This is a genomic window from Geodermatophilaceae bacterium NBWT11 (genome assembly GCA_014218215.1).
Taxonomy (GTDB): Bacteria; Actinomycetota; Actinomycetes; order Mycobacteriales; family Geodermatophilaceae; genus Klenkia.
On record CP043652.1, the window covers coordinates 4,558,719 to 4,571,824 of the forward strand.

Annotated in this window: 7 protein-coding genes and 1 pseudogene; 3 read left to right on the forward strand and 5 right to left on the reverse strand. The window is 75.9% G+C overall.

Going from position 1 to position 13,106, the window contains the following annotated elements; translation table 11 throughout:
• Positions 1 to 62: 62 nt before the first annotated feature.
• Positions 63 to 839, forward strand: coding sequence for an alpha/beta hydrolase (locus F1C76_22080; protein QNG39473.1), 777 nt, complete (start codon positions 63 to 65; stop codon positions 837 to 839).
• On the opposite strand, the pseudogene F1C76_22085 reads toward F1C76_22080, so the two are convergent.
• A pseudogene (locus F1C76_22085) lies at positions 829 to 1,900 on the reverse strand (winged helix-turn-helix domain-containing protein). The gene F1C76_22080 and the pseudogene F1C76_22085 sit on opposite strands and share 11 nt — an antisense overlap.
• A 32-nt stretch (positions 1,901 to 1,932) precedes the next feature.
• Here F1C76_22085 and F1C76_22090 point away from each other — a divergent pair.
• Entirely contained in the window at positions 1,933 to 2,316 is a 384-nt protein-coding gene (locus F1C76_22090; protein ID QNG38865.1) for a hypothetical protein, read from the forward strand.
• A gap of 15 nt (positions 2,317 to 2,331) precedes the next feature.
• The gene (locus F1C76_22095) at positions 2,332 to 3,228 is read left to right on the forward strand and encodes an alpha/beta hydrolase (GenBank protein ID QNG38866.1); all 897 of its coding nucleotides are present in this window, start codon (positions 2,332 to 2,334) and stop codon (positions 3,226 to 3,228) included.
• A gap of 1 nt (position 3,229) precedes the next feature.
• Here F1C76_22095 and recD read toward each other — a convergent pair whose 3' ends face one another.
• Genes recD through F1C76_22115 form a run of 4 tightly spaced genes read right to left on the reverse strand, consistent with a single transcriptional unit; the run spans position 3,230 to position 12,796 of the window.
• Positions 3,230 to 4,987, reverse strand: coding sequence for an exodeoxyribonuclease V subunit alpha (gene recD, locus F1C76_22100; GenBank protein QNG38867.1), 1,758 nt, complete (start codon positions 4,985 to 4,987; stop codon positions 3,230 to 3,232).
• Complete coding sequence (locus F1C76_22105) at positions 4,984 to 8,241, reverse strand: AAA family ATPase (protein QNG38868.1); 3,258 nt, start codon at positions 8,239 to 8,241, stop codon at positions 4,984 to 4,986. Before F1C76_22105 ends, recD begins: the two co-directional genes overlap by 4 nt.
• Positions 8,238 to 11,495: an exodeoxyribonuclease V subunit gamma gene (gene recC / locus F1C76_22110; protein ID QNG38869.1), complete on the reverse strand. Its 3,258-nt coding sequence runs from the start codon at positions 11,493 to 11,495 to the stop codon at positions 8,238 to 8,240. Before recC ends, F1C76_22105 begins: the two co-directional genes overlap by 4 nt.
• The gene (locus F1C76_22115) at positions 11,489 to 12,796 is read right to left on the reverse strand and encodes a DUF222 domain-containing protein (protein QNG38870.1); all 1,308 of its coding nucleotides are present in this window, start codon (positions 12,794 to 12,796) and stop codon (positions 11,489 to 11,491) included. Before F1C76_22115 ends, recC begins: the two co-directional genes overlap by 7 nt.
• Between the last annotated feature and the right edge of the window lie 310 nt (positions 12,797 to 13,106).

Here is a 13,106-nt window from a genome sequence, read left to right on the forward strand (position 1 = left end):
GCCGGCGCGGGCACGATGGCAGCGTGCACCCCTTCCGACGACGCACCCTGCTGGCCCTGGGCATGTGGGGCGCGGTCGGTTCGCTGGCCGCGGCGTGCGGGGCGCCCCCGGCCCGGGCCGGCGACCGCCGGGTCGCCTACGGCGAGGACGCCAGCCAGTACGCCGACCTCTACCTGCCCGCGGGCACCCCTCGGGGCGTCGTCGTGGTCGTGCACGGTGGGTACTGGATGAGCGGTTACGACGCCACGCTCGGCGCACCGTTGGCCGCCTCGCTGGCCGACGAGGGCTGGGCGGCGTGGAACCTGGAGTACCGCCGGGTCGGCAACGGCGGCGGGGTCCCGGCGACCCTGGACGACGTCGCCGCCGGCATCGACGCCCTCACCGGGACCGGACTGGACCTGACCACGGTGCTCGCCCTGGGCCACTCGGCCGGTGGCCAGCTCGCCGCCTGGTCCGCCGCCCGCGGCCGGTTCGACCGGTGGTCACCGGTGCGGGTGCCGGTCACCGGGGTGCTCTCGCAGGCCGGGGTGCTCGACCTGCGCGGGGGCGCCGCGGCCGGGCTGGGGGGCGGTGCGGTGCAGGCCTTCGTCGGCGGTCCTCCCGGCCCGGAGGTCGACCCGCTGCAGCAGGTGCCCCTCGACGTCCCGGTGCGGTGCGTGCACGGCCGCAGCGACTCGATCGTGCCGCTCTCCCAGTCCACCACCTACGTGGACGCGGCCCGGGCGGCGGGCGCGGACGCCTCGCTGATCGAGGTGGACGGCGACCACTTCGCCGTCATCGACCCCACGTCGCCGGCCTGGGCGACCCAGCTGGAGCTGCTGGCCGAGCTCAGCGGCTGAGGCCCAGCCACCCGGCCAGGTCGTCCAGCTCGGCCTGGACGGCGCCCCGGACCTCGGCGGTGAACGGCTCGTCCTCGTGCACCGCGTGGACGACGAACCGCCCGGCCTTCCGGTCGGCCTTGGCGTCGACCTTGCCCACCAGCCGGTCCCCGTGCAGCACCGGCAGCGCGAAGTACCCCCACCGGCGCTTCGCCGCCGGCTTGTACATCTCCAGGGTGTACTCGAACCCCAAGAGCTCCCGGGCGCGGCGCCGGTCGTGCACGAGCCGGTCGAACGGGGACAACAGCGCGGTGCGGCCGGTGAACGGCCGGTCCAGCTGCCCGGGGTCCACCCGCCACTCCCCCGGCACGCCCTCCACCTGCGCCGGGCTCCCCCGCCTCGCCGACGTCGTTCGTCTCGACCGAGGACTGGTCGGTCCTCGCCCGGGCGATGCCGAGCGCCTGCAGCCGCCGGCGGTCCCACTCGCGGACGGCGTCGGCCTCGGGCAGCGGGTCACCCGGGGCCGGGTAGACCCGCTCGGCCAGGTCCCACAGCCGTTGCTTGCCCCGCCGTCCGGCCACCGCGATCTCCCCGCGCCCGGACAGCACCTCCAGCATCTGCGTCACGTTCCGCTCGCCGGTCCACCCGGTCGACACCCAGGGCGTGCTGCTGGTGTCGGCCAGGTCGCGCGACTGCAACGGACCGTCGGCCCGCAGCCGGGCCAGCACGTCGGCCCGGAACCCCTCGTTGGCCGCCAGCCACTCCCGGGGCCGCAGGTACTGCGGCTCGCGGGCCATCGTCGGGCGGTAGAGCCGCAGGTCCTCGGCCGGCCGAACGGTGGCCCACAGCTCGACCAGGGTGCGGTCCACCTCGAGGGCGTGCCGCAGCTGCGCCGGGTCGTACGCCTGGCCCAGCCGGGTCCAGAGCACGAGGTCGGCGTTCGGGGCGACCGCCGCAGTGGGGTCCAGCTGCAGCAGGGTCAACCGCCGGACGACGTCGAGCAGGCCGGTCGGCCGGTCGGCGTCCAGCAGCTGCGCCCGGACGGCGATCCGGCGAGCGTCGGCGCGGGACAACCGGTGCATGCCGCACCGTAGCGCCGGGCAGACTCCGGTGGGTGGCCTCCTTCTTCCTGCCCCGCTCGACCGACGCCGACCAGGCCGAGCGGCTCTACGAGGCCCTCGCCGAGTTCGCCGCCTGCGAGCCCGCCCCGGCCGGGGAACGGGTGCAGGCCATCGGGTTCACCCAGGACGGCGCCGACTGGACCGCCGAGGTCGGCGAGGAGCTGACCGGCCGCCGGACGACGTCGAAGCTCCGCCGCGGCGAGCTGCTCGAGCACACCGAGGAGCTGACGACCGGCACGCTGGTGCTCGCCGTCTACCCGGGCGACCCGTTCGTCGTCGTCACCGATGCCGCCCCGATCACCGGCGCCCGGTCGGAGTGGGCCAATCCGTTCTCCGTGTCGAACCCCGGGCGCGTCACCCTCTTCACCGCGTCCTGACCCCTGGAGACCCCCGTGCCCAGCGCCCTCGCCCGCGCCGTCCCCCCGCTGCTGCGGCTGGCCCGCTTCCAGCGCACCTTCGCCACCCCGCAGGGCATGCAGGACCGGCTCGCCGAGGTCGCGCTGCGCCCGGAGGCCTACGGCCCGCCGAACCGGCTGCCCGGGGGCGTACGGGTCACCGTGGGGCACGACACCGGCTGGCCCGTCTACGTCGTCGCCCCCGCCGGGACACCCTCGGGCCAGCACGTCGTGTACTCCCACGGCGGGTCGTGGGCGTTCGAGATCAGCCCGTTCCACTGGCGGCTGATCGCCCGCGTGGTGGCCGAGAGCGGGGCCACGGTGACGGTGCCGATCTACCCGCTGACCCCGGTGGGGACCGCTGCCACCGTCGTCCCCGCGGTGGCAGACCTGCTCGCCGACCTGGTGGCGCGGCACGGCGCGGCGAACGTGACTGCGATGGGCGACTCCGCCGGCGGGCAGATCTCGTTGTCCGCGGCCCTGCTGCTGCGCGACCGGGGCGTGCCACCGCTGCGCCGCACGGTGCTCATCTCCCCGGCGCTGGACCTCTCCCTGGCCAACCCCGAGATCGACCGGGTGGAGCCCACCGACCCGTGGCTGGCCCGCCCGGGCGTGCGGGTCAGCATCGACCTGTGGCGGGACGGGCTGCCCTTCGACGACCCCCGGGTCAGCCCGCTGGCCGGCGACCTGACCGGGCTGGGCCCGATCACCGTGTTCGGCGGCTCGCTGGACATCACCCACCCCGACATCCGGCTGCTGGTCGCCCGAGCGCGGGAGGCCGGGGTCGAGGTGGACGACCAGGACGGACCCGGGATGGTGCACGTCTGGCCGCTGCTGCCCATCCCCGAGGCGCGGGCCGCGCGGCGGGTGGTCGTGGCCGGCCTGACGGGCTGACTCACCCGCCGATCTGCCGGCGCAGGCCGCTGGCGCGCACCACCGGGCGGGCCACGGCAGCGCGCACCGACTCCTCGCTGCCGACCACCCGCACGCGGGCGCTGGCCCGGGTGACAGCGGTGTAGAGCAGCTCCCGGGTGAGCAGCGGGGACCCCACCGGTGGCAGCAGCACGGTGACCGCCTCGTACTGGCTGCCCTGGCTGCGGTGCACGGTGAGCGCGTGCGCGGTGCGCACCGAGGACAGCCGGGACAGCGGCAGCGGCTCCCGCCCGTCGAACGCCGCCCGCAGCCCGTCGGGACCGCGGACCACCACCCCGGTGTCGCCGTTGAACAGCGCGTTGTCGTAGTCGTTGGCGGTGACCAGCAGCGGCTGACCCGGCCACCAGTCCCCGGGCAGCGCCCCCGTCCACCGGGTGACCTGGTCGTTCCAGTGCCCCACGCCGAACGGGCCGCTGCGGTGCGCACACAGCAGCCGGTGCCGCCCCAGCAGGGCCAGGGCCGCGGGCCCGTCCCCGGCCCGCGCCGCGGCGCCCAGCTCCTCGGCCGCGGCCCGGACCTCGGCGGCCAGCGCGTCGGGGGTGGGGTCCAGCGAGAGCCCCTCGCCGTGGGTGAGCAGCCCGACGACCTGGGAGGCCTTCCCAGCCCGCACGGCCTCGGCCAGCGCGCCGATGCTCCGGCCGTAGCGGTGCGACACCCGCAGCCGGACCACCCCGTTGCCCAACTGGTCGAGCTCGGTGGCGTCGAGGTCCAGGTCGTGGGCGGCCTCGGGAGGCGGGGCGGCCGCCCCGCCGGCGGCCGGACGGTGCACCAGGTCGCTCAGGACCGCCCCGGCCTCCACCGGGGTGAGCTGGTCGGGATCACCGACGAGCACCAGTCGGGCGGTGGGTCGCACCGCCTCCAGCAGCCGGGCCATCAGCGTCAGCGGCACCATCGAGGACTCGTCGACCACGACCACGTCGAAGGGCAGCCGGTTGCCCGCGTCGTGCTTGAACCGGCTGCGGCTGTCGGGCCGCCAACCCAGCAGCCGGTGCAGCGTGGAGGCGGTCAGGTCGTCGGGCAGCCCCAGCTCGGCGGCCTGGGCCCGGACGGACTCCTGCAGGCGGGCCGCGGCCTTGCCGGTCGGGGCGGCCAGGGCGATCCGCACCCGCGGGCCCTCCTGGGCGACCAGCAGCGCCAGCAGCCGGGCGACGGTGTGCGTCTTCCCCGTGCCGGGTCCACCGGTGATGACGCTGACCCACCGTCCGGCAGCCACCGCCGCGGCCAACCGCTGCCGGTCCGGCGCCGGCCCGGGGAACAGGGTGGGCAGCGACGAGAGGTCCACCGCCGGGGGCCGCTGGGCGGCCCGGGCGTCGAGCTCGGCCCGGACCAGCTGCTCCTGCTGCCAGTAGCGGTCGAGGTAAAGCAGCCCGTCGACCCAGCGCAGCGGCTGCCACGGCGCGTCGGGGCCGACGGCCACCAGCGGGCTGGCCGTCACCGCGGACCAGTCGGTCGGCCAGGGCAGCTCGACCGGGTCGGGTGCCGGCGCGTCCCCGACCACCGTGTCCTCCTCGGGCACCACGGTCTCGGCCACGGTGGACAGGTCGACGCACACCGAGCCGGTGCGCACCCCGCGGACGGCCAGCGCCGCGGCCAGCAGCACGGTCTGGTCGGTCTCCCCACCGAGCCGGGACAGCCGCAGCGCCACGTGCACGTCGGCCGGGGCGAGCACGCCCGCCTCGGCGAACACGGCGAGGAGGCCGGTGGCCCGGGTGGGGATCACGACCGGCCCGCCAGCAGGTCCGACAGCCCGGTGACCAGGGCGGTCGGCGGGGTCCAGGTGAAGACGCCGGCGCCGGGCTCGCTCTCGGGGCCGGCCATCCCGCGGACGAAGAGGTACAGCACGGGCCCGAGGTGCAGCGCGGGGTCGTAGCCGGGCTGCCGCCAGCGCAGGAACCGGTGCAGGGCGGCGGAGTAGAGCAGCGCCTGGAGCACGTAGTGGGCGTGCTGCATCTCCTCGGCCATGGCCTCGGCCGCGTAGTGACCGGTGGTCAGCGGCTCGGCGCCGAGCCGGTTGGTCTTGTAGTCCACGACCGCGTAGCGCGGCCCGGGCAGCCGCAGCACGGCGTCGATGCTGCCGGTGAGGAACCCCCGCAGCGCGGCCGGCTCCACCCCGGACAGCCGGTCGGCGTAGCCGGCGACCGGACCGAGGTCGTGAGCGCGCAGCAGCGCGACCACGTCGGCCAGCGTGCTGTGCGGCACGGCGTCGTCGCCACCGGCCAGCGGGAGCTCGAAGTCCAGCTCGGCGAGCCGGTCGGCGGCCGGGAGCGACGCGAGCGTCACGCCGGTGTCGTCCAGGGCGGTGTGCAGCACCGGCCGCAGACCGTCGGCGAGGGCGTCCGCGGCCACCCCGGGCACGGCGAACCGCCGCACCGCGTCGGCGCACCGCTCCTCCAGCGCTGCCGGGTCGAGGTCCTCCAGCACGGCGTGCACCAGGGTGCCGAACGCCGCCCCGCCGGGCAGGTCGGTCAGCGGGGAGGGCAGCCCCCCGGGCACCGCGCCGGCCGACTCGTCGGTGTCGGCCTCGTCGTCCTTCCCGGGCGCGTCGGGCTCGCTGGCCGCACCCAGCTCGTGCGCAGAGCGGGTGAGCGAGCTGTAGGAGGTGCGGCGCCAGTCCTCGTCGAGGGTGCGGGTGAAGGTGCTCACCGACAGCTCGGGGACCGGCTCGGTCGGCGGTGTCCACCGGGCGGACGAGGGGCGGCCCACCTCCTCGACGCTCGTGCGCCCGCCGGAGGCGTCGACCAGGGACTGCAGGTGGTCGGCCACCGCCTCGTCGGAGGCGGGCACCGGCACCGTGCCGGCGGGCTGATGGCCGGGTGCCGCGCCGCCGAAGAGCAGCCGGTGCAGCGGTGCGGCCGCGGTGTTGCGGCTGGGTGCCCAGTGCACGACCAACTGGGCCGCGGCCCGGGTCAGCGCGACGTAGAGCAGCCGCAGGTCCTCCCCCAGCTCCTCGTCGTCGTGCCGGGCCCGGGCCTCCCGGTACCCGGCCGAGCCCGGTCCGCCGACGTGCAGCACCCGGTGCCCGGCCTCGTCGTGCAGCCGGAGCACGTCGGGGTCGTCGGGCGACCAGCGGTCCCAGCCGAAGGGCACGTGCACGACCGGGAACTCCAGGCCCTTGCTGACGTGCACGGTCATCACCTGCACCGCGGCCGCGTCGGACTCCAGCCGCCGGCTGCGCTCGTCGGTGCCCTCGACCTCGGCCCGGGCGATCCGCCGGCGGAGCCACTCGACCAGCGCGGTGAGCCCGAGGGACTCCCGCATCGCCACGGCGTGCAGCACCTGTCCGACGTGGCGCAGGTCGGTGAGCACCCGCTCACCGTCGGGGCGGCGCAGCACCCGGGCGGGCAGGCCCTCCTCGGCCGTGAGCACCTCGAGGAACGCGGCCACCCCGCGCTCGCCGAGCAGGTCGGCCCAGCCCCGCAGCCGGGGGCCGAGGACGTCGGTGACGGCGTCACCGTGCTCGTCCAGCGACTCCTCGCTCTCGCCCAGGAAGACCGACAGGGCTGCGGCCCGTACCCGGCCGGCCCGGTGCGGCTGCTCCAGGGCCTCCAGCAGCACCAGCCAGGACTGGGCGCTGACGGTGCCGAACACGCTGCCGCCGCCGGCCATCACGGCCGGGACCCCGACCGCGCCGAGGGCCTCGCGCACCAGGTGGCCCTGCTTGTTGGTGCGTACGAGCACCGCGACGTCCCCCGGTGCCACCGGTCGGCCCTCGAACCGGGCGGGGCCGGACAGCAGGGTCACCACGTCGGCGGCGACGTCCCGGGCCACCAGGTCGCGCAGCCGGTCGACCCTCGGGAAGCCCCGGAACTGCGGGCCCGCCCCGACGCGCCGCAACCGGCGCAGTCGCAGCGGGGGTCCGGCGTCGGTCAGCCGGGCCGTGGGGTGCGCGGACCTCACCGGTCGCACCACGATCCGCGGGTCACCGAGGGCGGCCCCGCCGAACACCGGCTCCAGGGCCTCGAGCAGCACCTGGTCCGACCGCCAGTTGGTGGCCAGCGTGGAACGGCTGTCGGCGACGGACGCAGCAGCCAGGTAGGTCGTGACGTCGCCCCCGCGGAAGCCGTAGACGGCCTGCTTGGGGTCCCCGATCAGCACCAGGGTGGTGCGGCCGTGGAAGGCCCGCTGCAGCACCTCCCACTGGACCGGGTCGGTGTCCTGGAACTCGTCGACCATCACCACCCGGTAGCGGGAGCCGACCCGCTCGCAGGCCACCGGGCCGTGCTCGGGGTGGGCCAGGGCGTCCCGCAGCAGGGAGAGCCAGTCGTCGTAGTCGACCAGCCCGAGCCGGCGCTTGCGCCGTTCCACCTCGTCCCGGACGGCCTGCGCGGCCCTGCGTCGCCGGCCGGGCACCCCGGGGTCGGTGACCGGCTCCAGGCGGGCCTGCCGGTCGCTGCCGACGCTGCGCCGGCCCAGCTCCAGCAGCTGGTGGTGCTCCAGGAACGGCGGCACCGCCGGACCGGCGGTGGCGAAGCTGCGCAGGTAGAGGTCGTCGACCACCTCACCGACGAGGTCGTCGACGTCCTCGGTGAAGGTGGCGGTGGGGTCGCGGTCGGCGGCGGTGCCCAGCCCGGCGAGCATCTGGGAGCAGAACGAGTGCGTGGTGGCGATGGTGGCGGCGTCGAAGCCGGCGAGCCCGATCTCCAGCCGGACCCGGCGGCGCTCGACCTCGGCGTCCTCGACGGAGGCGAGCAGTGCCAGCACCGGGTCGGCACCGGACCGGGCGGCCACCGGGTCGCGCAGGCCCTGTTCGGCCGACACCATCCGCTCACGCACCCGGTCGCGCAGCTCGCGGGAGGCGGCGTTGCCGAACGTCACCAGCATGACCTCGCCCAGCTCGGCCACGCCCTCGGCGACGAAGCGGGTGGTGAGGGCGGCGATGGTGAACGTCTTGCCGGTGCCTGCGCTGGCCTCCAGGACGGTGGTGCCCACGGGCAACGGGCCGCAGACGTCGAAGGCCGCCGGGGTGTCGCTCACGAGGTGGTCTCCGCATCCAGCAGGGGGGTCCAGAACCGGCGGGCGAGCACGCCGAAGCGAGTGGTCTCGCCCGGCCACCGCTCGTCCTCCAGCGGACCGGGGTCGGTGAGCACGGTCAGCGGGGGCCGCTGGCCCCAGACGTGCACGTGGTGCCTCTCTTCCTGCTCGCCGGGGAAGCGCCCGCCGGTCCACTCCCGACCGGCCTGGTCCAGGGCCTGCTCGGGGACGTCGCCGCCGGCCCGGGCCCGGGCGTAGGCGTGCGAGGTCTTGACCGCCATCGGCAGCGGCTCGGCCGTGCCCCGGTCGTACAGGTCGAGCAGGTCGGCGAGCACGGCCCGCGCGTTCGCCGGAGCGAGCAGCGTCGAGGTGCGGGCCCGGGCGCCGTAGCGGCCCACGGTCACCGCCCGACCGGTGCCCTCGGTCGCGGCCAGTGCCAGGGCCTGTACCCACGCCCGGGCACGGTGCTTGGGGCCCAGGCTGGAGTACGTCACGCTGACCACGGCGTCGTCCCGGACCCCGTTGACCGTGCCGGCCAGTTCCCGGCCGCCGAGGTCCAGGCGCACGTCGACGGCCCGGGCCGGTGGGGCCAGCAGCGGGCCGGCGACCGCGACGAGCGGGCCGACCCGCCCCGACACCCGGCCCAGCACCGCGTCACCCAGGGCGCCCGGGGGCAGCGTGCCCCGCAGCCACTCGCTGCGCTCGGCGTCCGGGGTGGGCACCCCGGCCAGCCCGGCCCGCAGCAGCCGCTCGCCGACCGCCCACTCCTGCAGCGCGTCCAGGGACGCCGACAGCGCGTCGTCGACCTCGTCGTCCTCGCCGGGCAGGGTGATCTGCAACCGCTGACGCAGGTAGGCCCGGACGGGGTTCTCCACGAAGGAGACCAGGTCGTCCAGGGCCACCGCGCCCGCCCGGGGCCGCAGGGCGCGGCGCACCGGCGCCGGTTCCCGCGGCAGGGCGGCCTGCCGGGCCCCGGCCAGGCTGACCGGGTCGAAGCTGGTCGGCCGCGGACCCACGAACTGCCGGGCGTCGTGGGCCTGCAGCGGGTGGCGCACCACGAGGTCCTCCCGGGGCTGCCCGGTGGAGGTGGCCAGTGCGTCCAGCAGCTCCCCCACCGGCACCGCGGGCGGACGGCTCGCGCCGCTGACCGGATCGGCCCCGGTGTGGAAGACCAGCAGCCGGTCGGTGGCCGAGAGCACCGCGTCCAGCAGCAGCTGGCGATCCTCGCTGGGCACGTCGCGCTCCCCGGTGCGGGGGTCCCGGGCGAGCACGTCGTCGCCGTCGATGCCCGAGGTGCGGGGGAAGACGCCGTCGTCGAGGCCCAGGAGCACCACGACCCGGTGCGGCACCGAGCGCATCGGCACCAGCGTGCAGACGGTCAGGTTGCCGGTGCGGAAGTTGGCCCGGGTGGGGCGGCCCCGCAGCCGGTCGGCGAGCATCGCGCGCACGTCGGCCAGGCGGACCGTGCTGGACCCGCCCTCGGCGGCCTCGGTGAGCTCGCGGCGGGCCTGGGCCAGCTGCCACACCTCGTCGGGGCCGACGGCGGTGAGCGCGTCGAGGGCGTCGGTGAGGGTGGCGACCCAGTGGCCCACCGGGTGCTCGCCGTCCAGGGCGGCCAGCACGACTTCGAGCCGGTCGAGCAGCTCGGCCAGCCGCCCGGCCAGGTCGACGTCGCTGCTGTCCACGTCGTCCAGGGGCAACGCGGTGCCCAGCCAGACCGGGTGGTCCTCGGAGGTGGTGACCCCCAGCAGCACCCGGTCCAGGCCGGTGCGCCAGGTGTTCTGCAGGACCCGGTCCATCGCGTAGGGCGCCCGGGTGGCGGCGTCCAGGCCCCAGCGGACCCCGGAGCGGGCCACCCAGTCGCGGATGCGCTCGAGGTCCTCGTCGGTGAAGCCGAACAGGGCGCGGACCCCGGCGGTGGCCGCGAGGTCGAGCACCTGGCTGGCGGTCACCCGGCTGTGGGCGAGCTCCAGGAGCAGTGCCACCGTGTCCAGCAGCGGGTTGGTCTGGCGCAGGCTGCGGTCGGCGAGCCTTACCCGGAGCGCGTTGCCGGGGTGGGGCAGTCCCGGGCCGAGCCCGAAGGTGGCCGACACCAGGGGGGCGAAGGTCTCCACGTCGGGGCAGAGCACCAGCACGTCGCGCGGCTCGAGGGTGGGGTCGTCGGAGAAGAGCCCCAGGAGCACCTCACGCAGCACCTCGACCTGGCGGGCCGGGCCGTGGCACGCGTGCACCTGGACGGTGTCGTCGGCACCGACCGCGCCCGGTGCGGGGGGCGTGTCGTCGCGCAGGTCGCGCTGGACGCGGCTCAGCAACGTCTCCGGGACGTCGTCCGGGCCGGCGTGGTGGACGTCGACGTGCGTGGGCAACCGCAGCTGCAGCTCGCGCACGTCGCGGCCCAGGCTGCGCAGCAGCGGGTGCCGAGCTGCGGTGGTGGTCGGGTCGTCGCGGCGGCGCCCGGCAGCCGCCCCGGCGGTCGTGGCGATCCCGGCCCACAGCACCGGGCTGGGGTGCGGCAGCCACAGGTGCACGTCGCGGTGCTCGGCGAGGGCCTCCAGCACCGCGAGCGAGCGGGTGGACAGCCGGGTGGGGCCGAAGACGCTGACCCGGGCGGGCAGGTCGGACAGCGCCGGGTCCGACCGCAACGCGGTACAGGCCTCGGCCAGCCCCTCCGACGGCCCGGGGCCCAGGCGCTCGCGCAGCCGCCGCCACAGGTGGGCCTGCCACACCAGGTCGTCCGGCAGCGGACCGGTGCCGTCGGTGTCGTGGCCGGCGGCCCAGTCGCGCAGCATCCCGGGGCGGTGGGCGGCGTAGGAGGCGAACAGCCCGGACAGGTGCGCGGCGGCAGCCCAGCGACGGCCGCGGCGGGAGCCGTCGGCGTCGTCGCCGTCGGGCCCGGCGCCCAGGTGGTGGGCGAGCACCGCGCACCAGGGTTCGCCCAGGCTCTCGTCGACCACGTCGAGCAGCGACCACAGCGGCTGGGCCCACGGGTCGGACCGGGGGTCGACCCCGGTCGCGGCGGCCAGGGCCTCGTCGACCAGCCGGGCCGAGGAGGGGAAGCGCACCCCGGAGCAGATCCCGTCTCCGGAGTCACCGGCGCCCAGCACGGTGGACAGCCGCTGGGCCAGCCAGCGCTCGACGCCCTTGGCCGGGACGGCCACGACCTCCTCGGCGAACGGGTCGGGCAGCGGCCCCGCCAGCACCTCGGCCAGCGCGTCCGCCAACCGGTCGGCGCGTTCGGCCCGATGCACGTTCAGCACGCGGCCTGTCTACCCGACCCCACCGACAGAACCGTTGCTGCGCAGGTCAGCGGGCCGGTCGACGTGCGCACTCCCCTCGCAGGTCCGGCCAGCAGGCGGTCGAGGACGATCTCGGTGCCGTCGGGTCGGAAGGTGCGCCAGCGTTCACCGGGTGGTGCTGCGTCGTCGCGTTCGACGCGGAACCCGTGGTGGACCTTGGTGTGGTGGCGTTCGCAGAGCAGTGCTGAGTTGTCCAGCGAGGTGTCCCCGTCATCCCGCAGCCACTCGGCGAGGTGGTGGACGTCGCACCAGTGGGTGGGGTTGAAGCAGCCGGCGAAGACGCAGTGCCCGTCGCGTTGCTCCACGGCCCGGCGGATCTTCGGTGGCACGACCCGCTTGGAGCGGCCCACGTCCAGCGGCACCCCGTCGGGGCCCATCACGATCCGGGTGACCGCGGAGTCGCAGGCGATCCAGCGGGCACGGGCCGCGCTGATGGTGGCGCCGAAGCCGGTGGTCGCGGTGTCGTGGCCGGTGGCGGGGTCGACCATGTCTTCGAGGTCGATCGTGACGATCACCTGCGGCTTGACCGTGCGCAGGAACGGCAGGTCCCCCGCGGCGAGGGTGTTGTCGGCCCACTGCACCAGTGCGTCGGCCTGCTGCTGGGCTCGGTTCCGCAGGTCCCCGAGAGGCCTGTCGGCCTGCACCATCGACTCGATGACGGCCTGGACCTTCTCGAAGCCCACGGCATCGAGGTCGAAACGGCCCGAGCCGGACCCGTTGGCGTGCCGGGTCATCGTGAACCGGCGCTCCTCGGTCGGGTCGGGCTCCGGGCCGTCAGGGTCCAGCGCATTGCGGAACGCGTTCACCGCAGTCGCGAGCTTCGCGTGCGGCAGCGTGCGTGCGACCTGGGTCCAGGCCTCGTCGAACGCGTCCAGGTCGACGTCCTGCTCGGCGGCCGCCGCGATGTCGCACGGCCGCAGCGCGTCGGCCACGACCCCGACCTGGGCGGCGGTGACCGCACCCTCGGCAAACGCGGCCTCCAGGCGTGGCAGGTGCTCCAACACCCGCCCGGCCCTCACCACTGCAGCAGCTGCTCCGCTCGAGAAGTGGTGGTGCCCGCGCAGGTGGGACTGCATCGTCCTCAGCCCGTCGTGCTCGGCGGCGTCGACCACGTCGGCGTGCCGCACGGTACGGGTCAGCTCGGCGCTGAGCCGGTTGATCGACTGCACCAGCTCCGCCGTCCGGTCGAGCAGCTGACCGGCCGGCACTGCGTGCAGATCGTCACCGGCGAGGGCGTCCAGAGCCGACCGCAGTTCGCTCACGACACCTCCCAGGCCGTTCGATCAGGTGTTCGATCAGGTGTTCGAAGTCTACCGCACTGGGCAGCCTGTTGACACCTGAATCCCCAGCTCAGCGGCTTGTCCACAGATGCCGAGCACGCCTTGACATCCGCAGCTGCTCAGCTGGCACCACGAGCACACACCGGCGGGAGGACGGCCACGTCTCGGGTCGCGCGCGGCCGGCACCTCCGGCCCGAGAAGGGTCCGCACCGGTGCAACGAGATGCCGCAGCAGAACACCACCCTGCTGTCGGATCAGCCGGCGCGGAGTTCGCCTGCGCTCCATCAGCCCG

Bases quoted from the DNA above. Each gene is read 5' to 3' on its own strand.
- F1C76_22080 (QNG39473.1), top strand. From the start codon at position 63: ATGTGGGGCGCGGTCGGTTCGCTGGCCGCGGCGTGCGGGGCGCCCCCG.